Origin of the sequence: Azospirillum sp. A26, assembly GCF_042604635.1 — a bacterium.
In the GTDB taxonomy this organism is placed as follows: domain Bacteria; phylum Pseudomonadota; class Alphaproteobacteria; order Azospirillales; family Azospirillaceae; genus Azospirillum; species Azospirillum palustre.
The window spans coordinates 26861-47706 of record NZ_CP170478.1; the positions used below are offsets into that span (position 1 = coordinate 26861).

The following is a 20846-nucleotide window of genomic DNA, read 5'->3' on the forward strand; positions in this document are numbered from 1 at the left end:
GCGCGCCCAGGGCCGGTCCCGTGGCCATCACCACGCCCTGGCGGTTCTGGCCATGGCGGTCGTGGTCTTCGCCGGGGCCGGGCGGGCGTATGCGGGCGACGCGCCGCAAGCCTACAGCCGCGACGCGGTGGTGGAGCGTCTCTGCGAGGCGAAGACCACGCCGATGACCGAAGCCATCGGGGACCTGCTTGCGGCGGTCGCCGCCGGACGCGAGGACCCCGCCTGGGGCAGCCGGATCCTCGCCGCCCTCGACGGGCGGGATCTGCGCTGCGCCCGCAATGGCCCCCGCCTCCTGAAGGACGGAAGTGCCTACCGCGATCCGGTGACCCTGCAGGAGATGCCGGCCCCCGCCCAACCCCCGTCATCCCCCGTTGTCAATCTGCGCACCCGCGCCTGGGTCGAGATGTCGGAAAGCCTGCTCGGCCTGCTCGGTGATCCCACTGGGCCGCAGGCGGCGTCGCAGGTGGCGGTGCTGGAAAAGCAGTACGACATCGTGCCGGACGCCGCGCTGACGGCCGCGGTGCAGCGGCAGAAGGCGGGGGAACTGCGCGACCGGCTGCAACTCGTCCAGTCTCTCCAGTCGCTGGAAGCGCCGTCGGTCGAGACGCGCGTGGCGGCGATCCGCAACATCGCGGGCATGCCCACCGCGCGGAACCGAACGGCGCTGGTCACGCTCGCCGGCAAGCCCGACCACACCGCCGATCCCCGCGTCCGCGCGGCGCTGGACGAGGCGCTGTCAGCGATGGACCGCCGGTTGCAGGCCGGCCGCCTGGCGTCGGTGCTGTTCAGCGGCCTCAGCTACACCAGCATCCTGTTCATGGCGGCGCTCGGGCTGGCGGTGATCTTCGGCCTGATGGGCGTGATCAACCTCGCCCAAGGCGAACTGATCATGATCGGCAGCTACGCCACCTATCTGGTGCAGGAGGTGCTCCGCGCCGTCGCCCCTGCGATGATCGACTGGTATCTGCCGCTGGCCGTCCCGGTCGCCTTCGCGGCGTCGGCTGGCGTCGGCATGGCGATGGAATTGCTGGTCATCCGCCATCTCTACCGCCGCCCGCTGATGACTCTGCTGGCCACCTGGGCGATCAGCCTCTTTCTGGTCAATCTGGTGCAGGTGCTGTTCGGCACGCAGAACCTGGAATTCATCATTCCCTCGTACCTGTCCGGCGGCACCCGCGTCTTTGCCGACTTCGTGGTGACCTGGAACCGGCTGTTCGCCATCGTCTTCGCCGCCGCCATCCTGGCGCTGGCGCTGCTCGTCCTGCGCCGGACGCGGCTCGGCCTGTTCGTCCGGGCGGTAACGCAGAACCGCGACATGGCGGAATGTGTCGGCGTCTCCACCCGCCGCGTCGACCTGCTGAGTTTCGCGGTGGGATCGGGACTGGCGGGGCTGGCGGGACTGGCACTGACCCCGATCTACAACGTCAATCCGACCATGGGCACGAACTTTATCGTCGATTCCTTCCTAGTGGTCGTGCTGGGAGGCGTCGGCAACCTCGCCGGCACGCTGGTCGCAGCGCTCGGCATCGGGCAGGTCAACGTCGCCATCGAGCCGCTCTACGGGGCGGTGGCCGCCAAGGTCATCGTCCTGCTGATGATCATCCTGTTCATCCAGTTTCGGCCCGAAGGCATCTTTTCCGTAAAGGGGCGCCGATGAACGCTCTCTCCCCCTCTCCCCGCGCCCCGTGGCGGCGGATCGTCGCCGCGCCGCGGGGCCTGACGACGCCACTGGCGGTGGTTCTGGCTGGCTGCGCCGTCGCGGTCCTGCTCGCCGGGCGGGCTGACGCCGGCCCATCGGTCTATCTGATGAATCTGGTCGGACAGATCGCCGTCTACGGTCTGCTGGCGGTGGCGCTGGATCTGATCTGGGGCTACGCCGGCATTCTCAGCCTCGGCCACGGGCTCTATTTCGCCGTCGGCGGCTATCTCATCGCCATGCATCTGGTGACGGTGGCCTTCCAGGCGACCGGCACGCCGCCGGACTTCATGCTGTTCATGGGCTGGAAGGAACTGCCCTTCTACTACGCCGGCATGGGGCACCTCGGCTACATCGTGCTGCTGATCGTCGCGTTGCCGGCCCTGGTCGCCTTCCTGTTCGGACTCGTGTCCTTCCGCTCGCGCGTCACCGGCGTCTATTTCGCCATCATCACCCAGGCGCTGGTCTATGTGGCGATGCTGCTGTTCTACCGGAACGACACCGGCTTCGGCGGCAACAACGGCATGACCGGCTTCACCGAGATCGCCGGGCAGCCGCTTGCCGGGCGTGCCACAGTGGCCGGACTGAGCGCCGCGTCGATGCTGGCCGCGGCCATCGCGCTGTTCGGACTCGACCGGCTGGTGTGCTCCCGCTTCGGACACATGCTGGTGGCGGTGCGCGACGACGAGGCGCGGCTGCGCTTCCTCGGCTACGACACGCTGTGGATCAAGCTGACAGTCTGGTGCGTGTCCGCCGTGCTGGCGGCGGTGGCCGGCGCCCTTTACGTGCCGCAGGTCGGCATCGTGAACCCGCGGCTGCTGTCGCCCGAACTGTCGCTGGAGATCGCCGTGTGGGTGGCCATCGGCGGGCGCGGCACGCTGGTCGGCGCCTTCCTCGGCGCCGTCCTCATCACCACGCTGAAGTTCCTGCTGACCGCCTGGATCCCCGCGGTCTGGCCTTTCATCCTATCGGTCCTGGTTCTGCTGGTGGTCATCCAGCTGCCCAACGGGCTGGCAGATACGGCGGCGTTGGGCGGCGGCGTCCGGCGGCGGATCGCCGCTTGCCGGGAGCGCAAGATATGAGTGCGCCAGCCCAACACCCGGCCCTCTACATCGACGGCCTGTCGGTCAGATTCGGGTCGTTCCGCGCCATCGACAACCTGTCTCTGCTGGTCAACCGCGGCGAGATCCGTGCGATCATCGGTCCCAACGGCGCCGGCAAGACCACCTTGCTCGACATCATCACCGGCAAGACGCGGCCCAATACCGGACAGGTGATGCTGGACGGCACGCTCGATCTGCTGGCCATGTCGGAGCCGCAGATCGCGCTGGCGGGCGTCGGCCGCAAGTTCCAGAAGCCCAGCGTGTTCGAGGCGCTGAGTGTGCGCGACAACCTGCGCCTCGCCCTGCGCTCGGCCGGCCGCTCCATTCTTCGCGAGATGGGCCACCGGCTGACCGCGGACGAGGAAGGGCGGGCCGACGCCATGCTGTACCGCATCGGCATGGCCGGCGTCGACACCCGGCGCGCCGGCGTGCTGTCCCATGGCGAGAAGCAGTGGCTGGAGATCGGCATGCTGCTGCTCCAGGAACCGCGCGTTCTGCTGCTTGACGAGCCGGTCGCCGGGATGAGCGACGTGGAGACCGAACGGACCGCCGAGCTGGTGCTGTCGCTGCGGTCGCCCGAGCGGGCGATCGTCGTCATCGAACACGACATGTCCTTCGTCGAGCGCATCGCCGATCTGGTGACCGTGCTGCACGAGGGGCGCCCGCTGATCGAGGGGAGCATGGCGCGCGTCCAGGCCGACCCCAAGGTCCGCGACGTTTATCTGGGGCGCTGAGATGACACTGACCGTCGATACGCTGAACCAGCACTATGGTAGCAGCCACATCCTGCGCAACATCTCCTTCGCCATGGAGGAGCGCCAGTGCCTCGCCGTGCTGGGACGCAACGGCGCGGGCAAGACGACGCTGCTGCGTTGTCTGATGGGGCTGTTGCCGGTCAGTTCCGGCAGCGTCCGCTATGGCACCGCCGATCTGACCGGCCTGCCGCCGCATCGCCGCATCCGCGCCGGCTTCGGCTATGTGCCCCAGGGACGCGAGATCTTCGCCAACCTCACCGTGCGGCAGAACATCGAGATCGCGTCGCGCGCCTGCGCCATCCCCGACGCGGACGCCGTCTTCGACGAGCTGGTCACCCTGTTCCCCGTGCTGGGCGAGATGTGGAACCGGCGCGGCGGCGACCTGTCGGGCGGGCAGCAGCAGCAGCTCAGCATCGCCCGCGCGCTAGCCACCCGCCCGTCGCTGCTGATCCTCGACGAGCCGACGGAGGGCATCCAGCCCTCCGTCGTTCAGCGCATCGAGGAGGTGATCGCTTCGTTGAAGGAGCGCATCGCCATCCTCCTCGTCGAACAATACCTCGACTTCGCCCGCAGCATTTCCGACCGCTACGTCGTCCTTTCACGCGGCGGCGTCATCGAAAGCGGTGAGTCGTCCGCCATGGACCATGAGCGGATCAAGTCCTTCGTCTCGGTGTGACCGAGCGCGCTTCTGAACTGGAGATCCCATTGATGCAAGAGTTGCACGCAAATCCGGAAAACGTCTTCTGGGGCTATTTCGACGCCGACACGCCGCCGGTGCTGACCGTCGAGTCCGGGGAGACGGTCAAGATCCACACCTTGCCGGCCTGCTTTCAGGAAGATCTGCCGCCCGACCCGGCGCTGGTCACCCCCGACCACCGGCGGGCCATCGAGGCGCTTTCCCCCGGCGGCGACGGGTCCAAGGTGGTGGTCGGCCCGGTCGGCCCGCACATGATGACGGGGCCGATCTACGTGAAGGGCGCGATGCCGGGCGACGTGCTCCAGGTCGATATCCTGGAGGTCGAGCCGCGACAGGACTGGGGTTTCTGCGCCATCCTGCCGTTGCTCGGCACCTTGCCGGAGGAATTCACCGATTACGAGCGCATCCATATCCGCGTGGACCGCGAAAAGCGGGTGGGCGTGCTGCCTTGGGGCACCGAAGTCCCGCTCGACCCGTTCTTCGGCATCATGGGAGTCGCCCCGCCCAAGGAGTGGGGCCGCGTCGGTTCGCCGGAACCCCGCGCCTTCGGCGGCAACATGGACAACAAGGATCTGCGCCCGGGGACCACGCTCTACCTGCCGGTCTTCAACGAAGGGGCGCTGTTCTCCGCCGGCGACGGTCACGGCTGCCAGGGCCATGGGGAGGTGTGCATAACCGCGCTTGAGACGGCGCTGAACGGCACCTTCCGGCTGACCGTCCGCAAGGACATGAGCATCACCCAGCCCTTCGCTGAGACACCGGACAAGCTGATGTCGATCGGCCTCAATGTCGATCTCGACGAGGCGGCGCGTCAGGCGGTGCGGGAGATGGTCCGGCTGGTCTGCGAGCGCTCCAGCCTGACGCGCAACGAGGCCTACATGCTGTGCAGCCTTGTCGCGGATCTGCACGTCACGCAGCTCGTCGACATCAACAAGGGCGTCCACATGCTGTTCCCCAAGGCCTACCTCGGCGGAAGGCGGTAGACGCGCGACCGGTTCAGGGGGGCGTCCACATGTTGGGCCGGGGGACACCCTCCTTCCGTCGGACAGCCTCCGGCCCGGCCTCGGTGTCGGCGCAATGCGGAACGTCCTTTGACCACCGCTTTCAATGGCAGCCTAGCCGGAGTGGCGGGCCTTCCACGTCGGTCCGCATCGCGCCACCAGAGACGTGGATCACGGTTTCATAGGCTTTGCTGGTGCCATCGTTGAGGGCGGTGATCACCGCTTCCAACTTTTCGGGATTGATGGCAACGGGGTGGCCACCATGACAGCCTCTCCTTCTTGCTGCCGCCGTGCCCCCGATGCCCTGTCCTCGAACAGGTGGCGCGCATCGACACCTGCTGTGATCAGAGCATCGCGCCGATCATGCCGCCGCCACACGGCTACGCGCTATGGGGCGAGATAAGGTTCGCGCCAATCCACGCTGTCACGTCTGTAACCGGGATGGCATTGCGCTGGTTGAACGTCCCGGTCTTATCCCAAGCGACCCCGCACCCCTGGGCGAAAGCCGCACGATATTTGGGCTCTAATGGGATGGACGCCCCCTGTTTCTGGTGAGTGACACCACCTGAAGGGGATCGACCCTCTGGAAACGGAGATCCTTCCCATGCAGCCCATGATCATCGGCCTCGATCTGGCCAAGTCAGTGTTCCAGGTTCATGGTGTCGACGAGCGCGGCGAGGTCGTTCTCACCAAGCGCCTGCGCCGGGATGGTGTACTGAGCTTCTTCGCGAACCTGCCGGCCTGTGTGGTCGGCATGGAAGCGTGCGCCAGCGGGCATTTCTGGGCCCGTGAAATCAGCAAGCTGGGGCATACGGTGCGCCTGATGCCGCCGCAGTACGTGAAGCCCTACGTCAAGCGTCACAAGAATGACCAGGCCGACGCCGAGGCAATCTGCGAGGCCGTCCAGCGCCCCAGCATGCGCTTCGTGCCGATCAAGAGCGAGGACCAGCAGAGCACACTGGTCATCCATCGCGTGCGTGAGACGCTGGTGCGACAAAGGACGCAGGTCATCAACGCTCTGCGCGGCCATCTGGCCGAGTTCGGCATTGTGGCGCCGCAAGGGGCCCAGAAGGTCACGCAACTGACGATGCGGCTGGCGGAACCCGGCGACGAGGCGGTCCCTGCAGCCGCCAAGGCGGTGCTGCAAGTGCTGGTGGAGCAACTCCGGGATACGGAACGCCGGATTGACGAACTTGATGCCCAACTGGCCGAGCAGGCCAAGAGGGACGAGACCTGCCGGCGCTTGCTCACCGTCCCCGGCATCGGCCCGATCGTTGCGACGGCGCTGGTGGCCACGATCGGTGATGCGAAGACCTTCACCTCAGGGCGCCACTTGGCGGCTTGGCTCGGTTTGGTGCCGCGGCAAAATTCCAGCGGTGGCAAGGAGCGTCTGGGCGGCATCTCCAAAGCGGGGGATGGCTATTTGCGCCGCATGCTGGTGCACGGCGCCCGCGCGCTGCTGCGTTGGTGGCGCTCCTCCTCGCCGTGGGTCAGCAAGCTGTTGGAGCGTCGGCCGGTGAATGTCGCGATCGTGGCGCTGGCCAATAAGACGGCGCGGATCGCTTGGGCGGTGATGACGCGCGGTGAGACCTACCGGCGCCCCTCCCAGGTTTCGGCAGGTGCCTGACGTGGAAGGCTGGTCCCCCGACCAGAGTAAGCGTAGCGCCGGGCTTGTACCCGGCAAGGCCAAGCCGCTGGCGCGGCGGCCCACAGGGCCGGCCTTGCCCGGCACCGCGCGCGGCGCTGTCACGACTGACAGGTCGGGACGGAGAGGTGGTCCCGACGCTCGAACAGAGAGGTTGGACGATGAGATGACGATGAATGCAGCCACACCAGACGCCGGACCAGCGTCGTGAGCGCGACACAGCAAGCTCCCCTTCGGTTGCGAGGGCGATGAACGACGTGATGGCACACCAAGTCGGACCGGGATCAGCCAAACCCGCTTGCAACAACGAGCCGAAGAGCTCGAGGCTCTGATTGGGAACTGATCCGCGGATCTCATCAAGGCCCGCAGCTCTTGGGCTGCACCCAAAGGCCGGATAGATGGCAGCAACCGACACCTTGAGCCGTCACGTTGATAAACGCTCTTGCAGGGCAGGGGGCGTCCATAGATGTTGCAAAGTTTGCCGGCCGGCGGGAGATGATGTGGGAATCGGCACGAGGTTTCGACACCGATCGGCACAGTAACCTACTGAGGGCATGAGAACTCTTGGGGGCCCACCTGCGGTTCTTCCGCGCTTTCGGTGCAGCCAACGGAAGCCGATCCAAAGCACGTCATTGATTTCCCATAAGAATCTCGCTTGTGTCAGCTCTGGAAAGAGCAAGGTCCGCGATTGCGGCGGCAGGTTTGAGATTCCTAAGCGTGATCAGTGGCTTTTCCGTGATGCCTCGCGACCATCTGCACCGAAAGCGCGGAAGAGCCCCACCTGCGTGCTGTTTCACAGGCCTGGAGCTGGGACTCAGCAAGAACACTGTGGCTGGCATCGTGAAACACGCGCGCGATGGGGCTGCAGCAGCTCCAGAAGTGGACCGTAACGCCCCGTGACAAGCCTATGTTCTTGCTCTGTCCGCTTAGCGTATATCGCCATTATCAACTAAACACAGTAAAGCATAGCTTCCCCAGCGCTTACATGCGACTCTCAGCCATCAAGCACGGAGGGGGCGATGGAATCGGTTCTCGAAAAGCTGACGGCCATTCGGACCGTGGCGGAGATGACCGAAGCGTTCCGCGACGAGGCGCGGTGCCGCCGGCTGGTTGAGGCGATGGTGTGGCCGAACGGACGGTTCTGTCCGGCCTGCGGCTCGCGGCGTTCGATCACCCTGGCCGGGCGCGACATGGGACGACGGTCACGGCCAGGGCTTTATCAGTGCTGCAATCCGGACTGCCGCTTCCAGTTCACCGTGACGACGCGAACCCCGTTGCATGGAACGAAACTGCCGTTGCGGACCTGGCTCATGGGGCTGTGGTTCATCCTGCAATCGGACAAGGGCATCTCGTCCATCCGTCTGGCCGAAGCACTCGGCATCAGCCAGTCGACAGCATGGCGAATGGGTCACGTCCTACGGCTCCTGGTGTTGCGCGACCATCCGCTGGGCGGGACAGTGGAGATCGACGAGTTCCACTTCGGCGCCAAGCCGCGCCGTGACCCCAACCCTCCCAAGCTGGGGCGCGGACGCAAGGGCCATCCCCGTACGACGAAGACGCCAGCTCTCGCGGTCGTCCAGCGGCCAAGCAGTCGGGAACCAGGGACGCCGGCGGGCGAGGCCCGTGCCGCCGTGGTTGGTGATCTGTCGCTCGACGAGGCCGAGCGGGTGCTGGAAGCCGCTGTCGATCCTGACGCGCACCTGATGAGCGACGAATGGAAGGCGTTCGTCGCCTTCGGCAGCGCATTCGCTGCGCACGATACCGTCCGCCATTCCCAGCGCGAGTACGTTCGCGGCAGTGTGCATGCCAATTCGGCCGAGGGCTTCAACGATCGTGTCCGGCGCACGATCGCCGGCGTCTTCCATCACATCAGCCCCGACCATGCTGACCTGTATTTTGGCGAGATCGGCTTCCGCTGGGCCCAGCGCACGGTGGCAGGTCAGGCCCAACGCCGGACCCGCAAGGGGCGGACGGTAATCCAAACCCTCTGGTCCCGTGTTCCCCCAGCGCTCCAGCTTCCAGCCGTCTTCCGTTATGCTGTTGGGCGCCAACTCCGGCGGACAAAGGACGGCGGAATCAGCATCCGCTCGGCCGTAGCTGTCTTCGATTGATAACGGCGGCGTTGTTGCTGACACCTATCGGGCTCCCCTCCACGTCCCATTTCTCCCGTGACACTCTGCCCGGCCTATGGGATATTTCAACCTAGGCGATAGCGGGCCTTGATAGGCTTTACGGGATTCGGTGTTGAGGGGTGCCACCCATCCAAATGCGCGACGGCTGTTTAGCATACACTGCTTCACTATAATTAATGGAACGGAGAAGCGCGGTGTCGATTCCGGATTCTACACGGCCACATTCACTGCCGGCAGGCGTGGTCACGGGAGCTAACTATCTGTCCCTGCTCGATGCCTGCCGGACTGGTGGCTATGCGCTGCCAGCCGTGAACGTAGTCGGAACCAACAGCCTCAACGCTGTTCTGGAATCCGCCGCGCGCAACAGGTCGGACGTAATTATCCAGCTATCCAATGGTGGTGCGCGCTTCTTCGCGGGTGAAGGGTGCCCGAATGCCGAGACCGCGCGCATCCTCGGCGCCGTTTCCGCCGCGCAGCATGTCCACTTGCTCGCACAAGCCTACGGCGTCTGCGTCATCATGCACACCGACCATGCGGACAGGTCTCTCTTGCCCTGGGTGAATGGCATGATCGACCACAGCGAGGCGCACATGGCCCGCACGGGAAAGCCTCTCTTCTCTTCCCATATGATCGACCTTTCGGCGGAGCCGCTCGATACCAATATCGCCGAGTGCGTGAAGATCTTAAAGCGGCTGGCACCGCTCGGGATGAGCCTGGAGATCGAACTTGGAGTGACCGGGGGTGAAGAGGACGGCATCGGCCACGACCTAGAGGAGTCGGCGAGCAACGCCCATCTGTACACCCAGCCGGAAGATGTCTGCCGCGCCTGGGAAGAGCTCTCTGCCATCGGCCATGTCACCATTGCCGCCTCCTTCGGCAACGTCCACGGTGTGTATGCCCCGGGCAATGTGAAATTGCGCCCCGAAATTCTGAAAGCCTCGCAGGAGGCGGTCGCCGCCAAGTTCGGGGCCGGAGACAAGCCGCTCAGCCTCGTCTTCCACGGCGGTTCCGGATCGGAGAAGGACAAGATCCGCGACGCGGTGTCGTACGGCGTGTTCAAGATGAACATCGATACCGACACCCAGTTTGCGTTCGCCTCGTCCATCGGCGATTACGTCAAGGCCAACTCCACGGCCTTCGCACATCAGATTGACCCGGCCAATGGCAAACCGACCAAAAAGCTCTATGATCCCCGCAAATGGCTTCGGGCCGGCGAACAAGGGATCGTCACCCGCTTGAACGAGGCTTTCGCCGATCTTGGCTCGGCCGGACGCAGTTTGGCGGGCTGAACGCATGAAGCACATCGGGTGCTCATCAAGCATCCGATGTGCTTCAGAGCGGATAATCGCCGGGAAATGTGCACACCGTCAGCGTGACGTCTGCTGGAGCGGTAGGTCAGGTTGAACGCCGAAGCCGAAAGGGGTGGACGGTGATCCGACCCCTTTGGCCTCGTGTTCCCCCAACCCTCCAGCTTCCGGCCGTCTTTCGTTACACCGTCGGGCGCCAACTCCGGCGGACCAAGGAGGGCGGGATCAGCATCCGCTCGGCCGTAGCTGTCTTTGGTTGATAATGGCGGCGTTGTTTAGCTGACACCTATCGCGCTGTCCTCTATGCGGCGGTCCACGAGCGCCATCCCGAAGCCGTGGCGGTGGCACCACCGCGCCGCGATGCCCTGCTCAGCGACACGGCTGAGACCGCTCCCACCCAACGCGACCGTCACATCCAAATGATCGCCGAGACCGGACGGATGAGATGGCAGCAGACCAGCGACTACAACAAGAGGGCTGGCGTGGAGAGCCAAATGGCGCACTGGAAGGGCGTCCTCGGCGAGGCGCTACGTTCCCATTCCGATCAGACGCAGGCCACCGAAGTCGCCATTGACGTCATCGTCCTCAACCGCATGCTCGACCTCGGAGGCCCGAACTCCGTCCGCGTCGCCTGATCACCAACGGAACTGGGGCGTCTCTTGCACCGCTCGCCTCGCTGCAACACACCGGGCGCCGGGGCCAGCATCACGCAAAGTGCGGGAGAACCAGTATCCAGCCAACACTAATAGTGCCTTTTGGCCCCTCCACCACATCAGTGTCGCCCGGTGAGCGTCTCCAGCACCCTCTGCAGCTGCTGGGGCGTGGCCGGCTTGTGGATGACGGCCAAGCCGTGCCCGCTAATCTTCCCGCTGAGGTCGAAGTCGGCCTCGCCCGTCAGGACGAGAGCGGGAATATCGCTGCCAATACTCTCGCGCAGATGGAGGATAACATCGGTGCCGACCTGCCCCCCGCGCAGGCGGTAATCGGTGACGATGACGTCAGGGGGACGACGGCCATCCTTGAGTTTGTCCAGGGCTTGATCGAGGGACTCTGCGGCCAGAACCGTAAATCCCCACTGTTCCAAGTTTATTTTCAGCCCCATCAGCACGTTGACGTCATCGTCCACCACCAGGGCGAGGCGGCCAATTGCGGGCGTCGTGGGGATCGGGGTGGGACCGCGGGATGACATGCCCCGACCGAGAGGCAGTTCGATGGAGAACACCGATCCCACGCCCGGCGTCGACCGGACCGTCACCGGGTGGCCGAGCAGTGCGGAAAGGCGACGCACGATGGCGAGCCCCAGCCCTAATCCCCGGTTGCGGTCGCGCTCCGGGTTGCCGACCTGGTAAAACTCCTCCCATACCAGTTCCAGATGCACGGGCGGGATGCCGATCCCGCTGTCCGCGACGTCGAGGCGCAAGGCACCGTCCATCTCCTTGCAGGTGATGGAGACATGCCCCCGCTCGGTGTGGCGTATGGCATTCTTGATCAGGCTGCGCAGCATCTGTCCCAGCAGAGCACGGTCGCTGCGCACTGTCTCGTTTCTATGGATCACCTGCAGTTCCAGGCCCCGGGCGGCGGCCAGCGGTGCATAGGCGTCCGCGATCGGTCCGATCACGGCGCCTATGGCAAGTTCCTGGATGTCGGGCTGGACCACCTTCGCATCCAGCCGGGAGATGTTGAGAAGGTTGTCCAGCAAATCGCGCAGGGTGTTCAATCCACTTTCCAGATGCCTTGCCGGATCCTGACCGCCCGTGGCGATGTGCGGCTTGACGACTTCCAGGAACAGGAACAACGACTGCAAGGGTTGCCGCAGGTCATGGCTGACGGCCGCCAGGAAGCGCGATTTGCTCCGCGTCGCCTGCTCAGCGGTATCGCGGGCGCGTTCGGCATCCTCCATCGCCGTCTGGATCTGTTGCTCCGCCAGCCGGCGTTCCGTCACGTCGGTAGCGGCGCCGAACCATTCGGTGATTTTACCGTCAGCGCTTAGAAGCGGCACCGTTCGCGAAAGCGTCCACCCGAACGTACCGTCCGCGCGGCGGCTCCGGTGCTCCAGAACGAAAGCCTCCCGTTTGTGAACGGCATCCCGGATCGCCTCCTCAACCAAGGTCCGGTCTTGAGGATGGATGTAATCATGCAGCCAATTGCGGTTCGGTCGCTGCCTATCGGCAGAACGGCAGCCTTTGCCGATCAGGCGCATCTCGGTCCAGTCGGGGGTGGCGCGATAAACGACATAGGAGGTTGCTTCCACCAGCGCACGAAGCCGGGCCTCGCTCTCGTGGAGGGCCGTTTCGGCATGCCGCCACCGGGTGGTTTCCCAATTCGTGAGCAGGAGACCCCACCCCTCCTCCCTCGGCAAGGCCACGCGGCTCAACTGCCAGCTGAACCATGCCGGTTCAGGGCACCTACCGTCCCTTTCCAGCATGACCTGTTCGTCATTGACTATATAGGGCTCGCCGGTTTCCAGCGTCCGACGGCAGATCGCCTCGAAGTGCGGCAAGAAACCCGGCCATATCTCGTGCACGGCCCGTCCGACGACCGTCCTGTCGGGGACCATGGCCTGGAAGGCGGGATTGGCCAGCAGGATGGTGAGATCGGTTCCCCGGATCAGGGCGCTGCCGCCGAAGCTCTGCGCGAAGGTCGCGTCCAGCAATTCGCGCTTGCGTTGAAGATCGCGCGTGATCCGCCTATTCTCCGCTTCGACGCGATGCCGCACCGTGACCTCGACTGCCGTCATCAGGACGCCGCCGATGCCGCCGCCGGAGTCGCGGACCGGACTGTAGGCCAGATCGAACCAAGCCTTCTCCCCTATGCCGTGCCCCTGGACTGCCAGTTCCACATCCGAAACAAGGCCGGCCTCGCCGTGCAGTGCGGCTTCGACGGCCGCCGCATCCAGTCCCCAGGCATCCGCCAAGCAGCCGCGCACCGGTTGCCCCAGGATGGCGGATCGTCCACCACCGTGATCTCCGGTGGCGGCGATCCGGTGATAGGCATCGTTGTAGATCAGGACGAGGTCGGGCCCCCACAGGACGGCCTTCGCCAGAGGGGAACCCGACATCAGTTCCACGACGATGCGGAGGGGCGCCGGCCAGTCCTCCGCCGGCCCGAGAGCCGTGCGGGACCAGTCGAAGGTTCGGATGACCTGCCCCAAGGCATCACCACAAGCCGGCCCAATCGTCGACAATCGGTCTTCGCCAGCATCCATGTTCGTCATCCAGGGTGAATAGGCCGCGGCCTTCGGGGGTAGGTGGACGGTTGGACAGGACCCTTCGCCCATATTCCTTTTGCTCATGGTCTTTTTCCCTGGGTATCTGCGACGTTCAGGCGGCCTTGATCGACGACAGGAAGCGGTCGACGTTCGATCGTAGGGTTTCGGCCTGCTGCGACAGGCTGCCGGCCGAACCCCGCACCTGCCGTGCCGCCGCACCGGTTTCGCCGGTCGCCAGGGTCACGGCGCCGATGATGCCGGACACCTGCCGCGTTCCGGTCGCAGCCTGCTGGACGTTGCGGGAAATCTCGGCGGTGGCTGCTCCTTGCTCCTCGACCGCGGCGGCGATCGAGGCCGAGATCTCGTTGATCGAGCCGATGGTTTCGCCGATGTCGGCGATGGCGCCGACAGCCTCCCCGGTCGCGTCCTGGATCGCCGCGATCTGGGCGGCGATGTCCTCCGTCGCCTTCGCCGTCTGGTTGGCCAGGCTCTTGACCTCGCTGGCGACGACGGCGAAGCCCTTGCCGGCTTCGCCGGCACGGGCCGCCTCGATGGTGGCGTTCAGCGCCAGAAGGTTGGTTTGGCCGGCGATCTTGGTGATGAGTTGCACCACCGCGCCGATGCGCTGGGCGGTGTCGGCCAGCCCGCGCACCGTTGCGTTGGTGCGTTCGGCCTGGGTGACCGCCTGCCCGGCCACCGCCGTCGACCGCGTGACCATGCCGGCGATCTCGCGGACCGAGACCGCCATCTCCTCCGTCGCGCTCGCCACCGTCTGCACGTTGGCACTAGTCTGTTCGGCGGAGGCTGCCGCGGTCGTCGCCTGGGTGCTGGTGCCTTGGGCCGTCGCCTCCATCGCCTGCGCCGTGCTGTTCAGTTCGGCGGCAGCTGCGGCCACCGTACGCAGGGCTTGGGCGGCGTCCTGTTCGAAGTGGATGATCAGCCGGTCGACCATCTCGGCCCGCTTCTCCTTGGTTTCCTGTTCCGCGGCCTGGACGGCGGCGAGCCGGTCCGATTCGATCAGCCCGTCCTTGAAGATCTGGACGGCCCGGGCCATCGCGCCGATCTCGTCGCCGCGCGTGCCGCCATCGATCGCGGCGGCATAGTCCCGACGCGCCAGGAGCAACATCGTGCCGGTCAGGCTCGAAATCGGACGCGAGATGGTTTTCACCGCCAGCCATCCACCGAAGATGCAGAGTGCCAGAGCCAGCAGGATCGTGATCACCGTGCCGACGACCGCCTCGTCGTAAGCGGCCTCACCAGCTTTCGCCGCCATCTCGGCCTGATCCGCATTGTATGTGATCAAGGTGTTGATTGTGTTTTCCACCTTGGTCACGGCGTCGCGGGCTTCGCGCTGCATGACGGCCAGCGCCCCCATGTTGTTATTGTCGCGGGACAGCGGGAGGAGCTTTTCGCTGCTGATTGTTTGATAAGCCCGCCAAGCAGTCAGGAAGTCGCCGTACAGGGCTTTCTCCCTGTCGTCGTCGACGATCATCTGGCGGTACCGGTCGTGGGCGTCGTCGAAAGCCTTCAATGCGGCGGATAGCCGCAGCTCGACCTTTTTCCGGCTATCCTCCGTTTCGCTGAGGATGTGCTGAGTTTCCTGAACACGATACTTCAGAGCGGCTTCATGCATCTCCGCAAGTGTCTGGATGGATGGCAATACATTTTCACGGACTTTCCTTGCTCCCGCGTTGAGTTTGGAAATCTCAAAGAATGAAAATCCGCCAAGGGCGATAAGAAGTGCGAGGAAGAGGCTCAGGAGAAGCAGAATCTTCATTCGAATGGATGCGCTGTTCAGTATTTGCATTGTGAGATCCTATCCCATTGGTGGTTTGGTTTGGATAAACACGTGCCCTCTGGCGCTTCGTCGAAGCTGTTGAAAAGCGCAATACTCCTCTTCACCATGGGTGAGCTTAACAAGCCCCGGTGTGCCATGGCCTGCCGAGCGCCTTCGTCACCCGTAACTGTGGTCTGGGCCTTTTCCAAGCATCAGGCCGCTTTCCAGCATCCGGGACATGAATGCCCCTGCGCGTGGCGCGGCAAGCCCTGCTGCCGCGCAACGACGCGCCTTCGGCGCAGGGCTTGGCGGCCAAGCGTGCCGCGCAACCCTTTCTTCGTCCCGAAGGCAGGCTGATCCCGCGCTCAGTGCGCGGGTATCATTGTTGGCAAGTTCTCACGCGGATGCGGCCTTTGCTGGCTTACGTCTCCCTGCTTCTCCTCCATTTCGTTGGAGGCACTCTAAGGTGCCTTGCGGAATCGAGCATAATCGATCAACAAATATTGACCGAACATTGCGGCAATTAATGTAGAACTAAAGCTTGATGCGATATCAACCTTGTATAATCTTCAAATTCCAATGGAACTGACAGAAAATATCCTTGACCAATTTGACAACCGGAGGTCTTTAGCCAATCAAATTGATCTCTGGTCTCTATACCCTCGGCAACGATTTTCAGGCCAAGCGAATGCCCAAGGATGATCATTGATCGGATCATCGCCTCATCTACATATGTATGTCCAATTCCAGATACAAAGCTCCTGTCTATTTTAAGCTCAGAGGCAATTTTGTGCTTGATATATGGAAAAGAAGCATATCCGATGCCGAAATCATCAATTGATATGCCTATCCCCGCCTGCTTTATGAGTTCCATCTTCTTCAAGGATCCAGAATTTGTTTCCAAACGCTCACGCTCCGTGATCTCAATTCTCAGTATCCGTTGAGGAATATCTGCATCTTCAACGTTTTGAATAAGCTCATCGATAAAGCCGGGAATACATAAGGACAGAGGCGATATGTTGACGCTGATCGGCGGAAAATTGACGGCGAACGCCTGCCAAGCCTGAATCAGCCCAATAATCCTTCTGTAAACGAAACGATCGAGATCGACGATCTGGTTGATCATTTCGGCGACGGGAATGAAATCGGCCGGCGAAATCTCTCCGAGACGCGGATGGCGCCAACGAATCAAGGCTTCGGTACCAACCAAACGACGATTGTCGTCTAGGGCATATTGGGGTTGAAATACCATCCTGAGCCATTGGCTGGAATTGGTGAGAGAATCCCGCAGAGCGTCGGCGATGGCCGTGTGCATCATGGTCTGCACCTTGACTTCTTTGTTTCTCAACGTGCGAGTATCTGCGCAGCGTTCCTTGTCTTCAGCAATGCATCGGCACTTTGGTTGATGGCAGTGGAAATCTGAGCAATGTTTCCGGTGATCGTTCCGACGACGATGGCTGCGCTATGCATATTGGACGACATGTCGCGCGTGACGGCGTCTGCTCCTCCACGGCAGAAGCCGTAACAGACACGTTCCGTTGTACATCCCTGATGGAGTTTGTAATGCGGCCGAGGGAGGATACGACGTCATGCGACGTGGATTGAATCCGTTCGATTTCCTGGCCGATCTGCTCGGTGGCTCTTCCCGCCTGATTGGCTAGGTTCTTCACCTCGCCAGCCACCACAGCGAAGCCTTTTCCGACTTCGCCTGCACGGGCGGCCTCGATGGTGGCGTTCAAGGCGAGAAGATTGATTTGCGCTGCGATATTTTGAATGATGCCGAGAATGTTGCCCATGTCGGCGGCGGCCTGTGAAAGACGCTGCGACGAGGTGTCGGCGGACTGGGCTTGCTCGGCTGCCCGGTCGGCGGCGATTTGCGATTCGACCATCCGTTGGGCGATTTCGTTGATCGAGGCGGATAATTCTTCGGAACTGGCTGCGACGGTCTGCACGTTGCCGAATGTCTGACTGGCGGCGGAGCCGACGGACAAAGCCAAGGAGTTGGATTGCGAAACGGCAGCCTCGATTTCCGTGAAGTTGGAATCGATCATCGTCTTGAGGTTGGCCAGCAGGCTGACTTGGTCGGTGATGTCCGTGGCGAACTTGACGATCTTGAACAGCGAGCCGTTCAGGTCGAAAATCGGATTGTAGCTGGCCTCTAGCCAAATGATGCGACCGCCCTTGGCAATCCGCTTGAATTGCCGGCGCTGGAATTGCCCCTGACGGAGCTTTTCCCAGAACTGCCGGTATTCGAGGCTGTCCCGGAATTCCTGCTCAACGAACAGGCTGTGGTGCTTTCCCTGGATTTCGGGGAAGCCATAGCCGATCACTGCAAGAAAATTATCATTTGCCGAAATGATAGTTCCGTCAGGAGTAAATTCGATGACGGCTTGCGATTTCTTAATGGCGTTGAACTGACCGATCAGATTGGCATATTCCAGTTTCTGGTCGGTGACATCCGTTGCATATTTGATCACCTTGCGGGGGGTGCCGTCCTTGCGCAGGACCGGATTGTAGGACGCCTCGAGCCAGACCTCTCTGCCGCCCTTGCCGATGCGCTTGAACTGCGTGCGTATGAATTGGCCGCTTTTCAGCTTGTTCCAGAAATCCTGGTATTCGGGGCTGTCCCGGAAGGCTTTCTCGACAAAAAAACTGTGGTGCTTTCCCTTCACTTCCTCGAAGGTATATCCCATCGTTACAAGGAAGTTGCCATTGGCGGCGAGAATGGTCCCTTCCATATCGAATTCGATGAAGGCTTGCGAGCGATCCAGGGATGCAAGGACTGCTTCAGCGTCGCTGCGCTTTGATGATTGAAAGAACACCTTAGAATCCTTCTCGATTTCCTACTGCTGATACTTGGTGTTTTCACTTTTCTGGGATACTTGGTGTTTTCACTTTTCTGGACATGATGATCACGTTCTCAGCCGCTTTCTGCGCTTTCAGCCGCAACTGAATCATTAGCCGGATGGGTGATCGGGCCGTAGTGGCTTGGAAAGCTATACGGGTTTTCTCTGCCGCAGAACTGTATTTCTTGGCGCAGAAAACGATTACATTTCAATTTATGATTAATCTCTCGTTTCAATGCCAACTCCCTAGTCATCAAGTGATTTGCAGACGTATGATTATCAAATCTTTCTGACTGAAAATCATCCTAAAACAGCGATTTCGCGCTAAGAGAATGGGTTTTCTGCACTGATAGAAAGTCCCGTCCAAAATAGTTCGAAGACTTAGCTATATGAATAAAGTAATATATCTATGCATCGGGGGAAGATCTGTACTTTTTTATCACGTAATCATCTGATTTGTAATCGGCGGAGTACAAAAAATTACTTTTAGGAGTATTTTCTCTCTCTACGCATGCGCTCACGCCCCAGGGCAATCGCTTGATCCTCATGCTTGTAGTATTCGGAGTTCCGGGAGTAATGGAACAGACAGCCGACATAAGGGAGTTTAGAGCCTCAGGCCAATTCGTCCATGACCTGGGCGGGATCATGAAGCAGGCGCAATTCGCCGCGGGCAACCCCATCCGATAAGGTGAAGTCGTAGCGGCCGAGCATGTTGATGTGTTCGAAACCGAGCGGCGACAGCAGCGCCACATCCTCGTCACCCACATCGAAGCCTTACGTCCGCAGTTGGTCGAGTGGTGCATCCATAAAGATCATGTTCCACAGGATGATGGCGTTGAGGAACAGACCGGGGGAGCCGAGCTGGTCCTCTTGGCCTTCGGTAGTACTGGCGCAGTTCACCGCGCTTCCCATGGAAGACCGTACGGGCAAGCTGGTGACGGCCCTCGCCACGATTCAGTTGGATGAAGATGCGGCGGCGGTGGGTTTCGTCGTTGATGTAGGCCAGCAGGTCGAGCGTCTTGATGATCCGTCCCAGAGCCTCCAATGCCAGCGCCAGCTGGTTCGGCCGATCGTTCGTCTGCAGAGTCCGCATCAGCCCGCCAGTCTGGACAAGGCCCAGCTCGGGCGATCCGGCAAAGCGCGACAGGTCAACCCAATGTTGGACGATCAGGTTGATGTTCACCGTATGAGAGGCTAGCCGCCTTTATTCACCGTGGTGGCGAGAGGCCTGATGGCCGAGTGGAGATCCTCATCGCAGGATTGTGTGGAGGCGCGCCGTCAGCCGTGACCTGAGACCGGAAAGTTCCTCCAGGGAAAGGTAGGGTCCGTCATCGAGAGGAGACGGACGGATGAGACGCAGCCGGTTCAGCGAGGAGCAGATCATCGGCATCCTGAAGGAGCAGGAGGCCGGCCAGAAGACGGCGGACGTGTGCCGCCGGCATGGGATCAGCGAGGCGACCTTCTACACTTGGAAGGCCAAGTACGGCGGGCTGGAGGTTTCCGAGGCCCGGCGGCTGAAGGCGCTCGAGGACGAGAACACGCGGCTGAAGAAGCTGCTGGCCGAAGCCATGCTGGACAACGCCATCCTGAAGGACGTCGCCGCAAAAAAATGGTGACGCCCGCGGCTGTGCGGAATGCCGTTGCTCATGTCCGTGCCAACCACGGGGTGAGCGAGCGGCGGGCGTGCCTTGTGCTGGGAGCGGATCGCTCGACCGTGCGCTATCGCTCCCGGCGCCCGGATGATGCGGCTGTCCGCGAGCGGCTGCGCGAGCTGTCGCGCCAGCGGCGGCGCTTCGGCTATCGGCGGCTGCATCTGCTGCTGGCCCGCGAGGGCCATGCCATGAACCAGAAGAAGCTGCGGCGGCTCTACACTGAGGAGAAGCTCCAGGTGCGCCGGCGCGGTGGACGCAAGCGCGCCTTGGGCACGCGGGCGCCGCTGGCGCTGCCGCAGGGGCCAAACCAGCGCTGGTCGCTGGACTTCGTCACCGACAGCTTCTGCGACGGGCGGCGCTTCCGGATCTTGGCCGTGGTGGATGACTTCACACGCGAGTGCCTGGCACTGGTGGCCGACACCTCGCTGTCTGGCGCCCGCGTCGCCCGTGAACTCGACACCCTGATCGCCCGGCGCGCCAAGCCGCTGCTGGTGGTGAGCGACAACGGGACGGAGCTGACCAGCATGGCAATCCTGCGCTGGAGCCAGGAACACCGGATCGAGTGGCACTATATCGCCCCCGGCAAGCCGATGCAGAACGGCTTCGTGGAGAGCTTCAACGGGCGGCTTCGGGATGAATGCCTGAACGAGACGCTGTTCGCGTCGCTGCCTCATGCCCGATCCGTCCTGGCTGCCTGGAAGGAGGACTACAACCATGTCCGGCCGCACTCCGGTCTCGGCGGCGCCACGCCCGCCGAGGTCGCCGCAGCCGCATCGCAAGCCGGGCCGGGGCATGCCCCGGCCCGGCTTGCCATCACCGCCCGCTTCGGGCATCACAACTTACAGAGACTCTGCCGATGACCGGAGGAAACCTCGGTCTCAGGTCAGCCGCCATGTAGATGGCGTGGTGAAGCGGGCGGAGTTGGTGGACGGGATTGGGTGACGGGCTGGGGCAGGCTGCCCCGGTTCTCAGGAGATGAGCCGTGGCAAGCGGCTGAGGCCGAGATGGATGATCGCCCATAAGCACT

14 protein-coding genes and 1 pseudogene are annotated in these 20846 nt (G+C 62.8%); 10 read left to right on the plus strand and 5 right to left on the minus strand.

What is annotated here, in order from left to right; translation table 11 throughout:
* Positions 1–52 precede the first annotated feature (52 nt).
* The 9 genes from urtB (at position 53) to ABNQ39_RS36195 (ending at position 10971) form a co-directional block, all read left to right on the plus strand.
* The gene (gene urtB, locus ABNQ39_RS36155) at positions 53–1657 is read left to right on the plus strand and encodes an urea ABC transporter permease subunit UrtB (protein WP_376967616.1); all 1605 of its coding nucleotides are present in this window, start codon (positions 53–55) and stop codon (positions 1655–1657) included.
* Positions 1654–2778 carry an urea ABC transporter permease subunit UrtC gene (gene urtC, locus ABNQ39_RS36160; protein ID WP_376967618.1) on the plus strand — a complete coding sequence of 375 codons (1125 nt, stop codon included), beginning with the start codon at positions 1654–1656 and terminating at the stop codon, positions 2776–2778. Before urtB ends, urtC begins: the two co-directional genes overlap by 4 nt.
* Positions 2775–3533: an urea ABC transporter ATP-binding protein UrtD gene (gene urtD, locus ABNQ39_RS36165; protein WP_376967620.1), complete on the plus strand. Its 759-nt coding sequence runs from the start codon at positions 2775–2777 to the stop codon at positions 3531–3533. The genes urtC and urtD overlap by 4 nt, the downstream gene beginning before the upstream one ends.
* Position 3534: 1 nt before the next feature.
* A complete protein-coding gene (gene urtE / locus ABNQ39_RS36170) occupies positions 3535–4230 on the plus strand; it encodes an urea ABC transporter ATP-binding subunit UrtE (RefSeq protein ID WP_376967622.1) in 696 nt (231 codons plus the stop codon).
* 32 nt (positions 4231–4262) lie between these two features.
* Positions 4263–5234: an acetamidase/formamidase family protein gene (locus ABNQ39_RS36175; protein ID WP_376967624.1), complete on the plus strand. Its 972-nt coding sequence runs from the start codon at positions 4263–4265 to the stop codon at positions 5232–5234.
* 622 nt (positions 5235–5856) lie between these two features.
* Positions 5857–6879, plus strand: a complete 1023-nt coding sequence (locus ABNQ39_RS36180) for an IS110 family transposase (protein ID WP_376967626.1) — start codon at positions 5857–5859, stop codon at positions 6877–6879.
* Between the two features lie 1037 nt (positions 6880–7916).
* Positions 7917–9008 (plus strand): IS1595 family transposase, encoded by a 1092-nt coding sequence (locus ABNQ39_RS36185; protein ID WP_376967628.1) that lies wholly within the window; start codon positions 7917–7919, stop codon positions 9006–9008.
* Between the two features lie 197 nt (positions 9009–9205).
* Positions 9206–10318, plus strand: coding sequence for a class II fructose-bisphosphate aldolase (fbaA, locus tag ABNQ39_RS36190; RefSeq protein ID WP_376967630.1), 1113 nt, complete (start codon positions 9206–9208; stop codon positions 10316–10318).
* Positions 10319–10755: 437 nt separating this feature from the next.
* Positions 10756–10971 carry a hypothetical protein gene (locus ABNQ39_RS36195; RefSeq protein WP_376967632.1) on the plus strand — a complete coding sequence of 72 codons (216 nt, stop codon included), beginning with the start codon at positions 10756–10758 and terminating at the stop codon, positions 10969–10971.
* Positions 10972–11108: 137 nt separating this feature from the next.
* On the opposite strand, the gene ABNQ39_RS36200 is transcribed toward ABNQ39_RS36195, so the two are convergent.
* From ABNQ39_RS36200 to ABNQ39_RS36220, 5 genes and pseudogenes are all read right to left on the minus strand, one after another.
* The gene (locus ABNQ39_RS36200; protein ID WP_376967634.1) at positions 11109–13628 is read right to left on the minus strand and encodes an ATP-binding protein; all 2520 of its coding nucleotides are present in this window, start codon (positions 13626–13628) and stop codon (positions 11109–11111) included.
* Between the two features lie 28 nt (positions 13629–13656).
* Positions 13657–15351, minus strand: a complete 1695-nt coding sequence (locus tag ABNQ39_RS36205) for a methyl-accepting chemotaxis protein (RefSeq protein ID WP_376967636.1) — start codon at positions 15349–15351, stop codon at positions 13657–13659.
* A gap of 493 nt (positions 15352–15844) precedes the next feature.
* Complete coding sequence (locus ABNQ39_RS36210) at positions 15845–16639, minus strand: EAL domain-containing protein (protein ID WP_376967638.1); 795 nt, start codon at positions 16637–16639, stop codon at positions 15845–15847.
* Positions 16640–16700: 61 nt separating this feature from the next.
* Positions 16701–18143 (minus strand): methyl-accepting chemotaxis protein, encoded by a 1443-nt coding sequence (locus ABNQ39_RS36215; protein WP_376967640.1) that lies wholly within the window; start codon positions 18141–18143, stop codon positions 16701–16703.
* A gap of 636 nt (positions 18144–18779) precedes the next feature.
* Positions 18780–19365 (minus strand): annotated as a pseudogene (locus ABNQ39_RS36220) (Tn3 family transposase); the annotation flags it as partial.
* Between the two features lie 151 nt (positions 19366–19516).
* Between ABNQ39_RS36220 and ABNQ39_RS36225 the strand changes: the two are divergent.
* A protein-coding gene (locus ABNQ39_RS36225) for an IS3 family transposase (RefSeq protein ID WP_376967642.1) occupies positions 19517–20679 on the plus strand; the annotation gives its coding sequence in 2 pieces (ribosomal slippage) (positions 19517–19766 and positions 19766–20679; 1164 coding nt in all).
* The last annotated feature ends 167 nt before the right edge of the window (positions 20680–20846 follow it).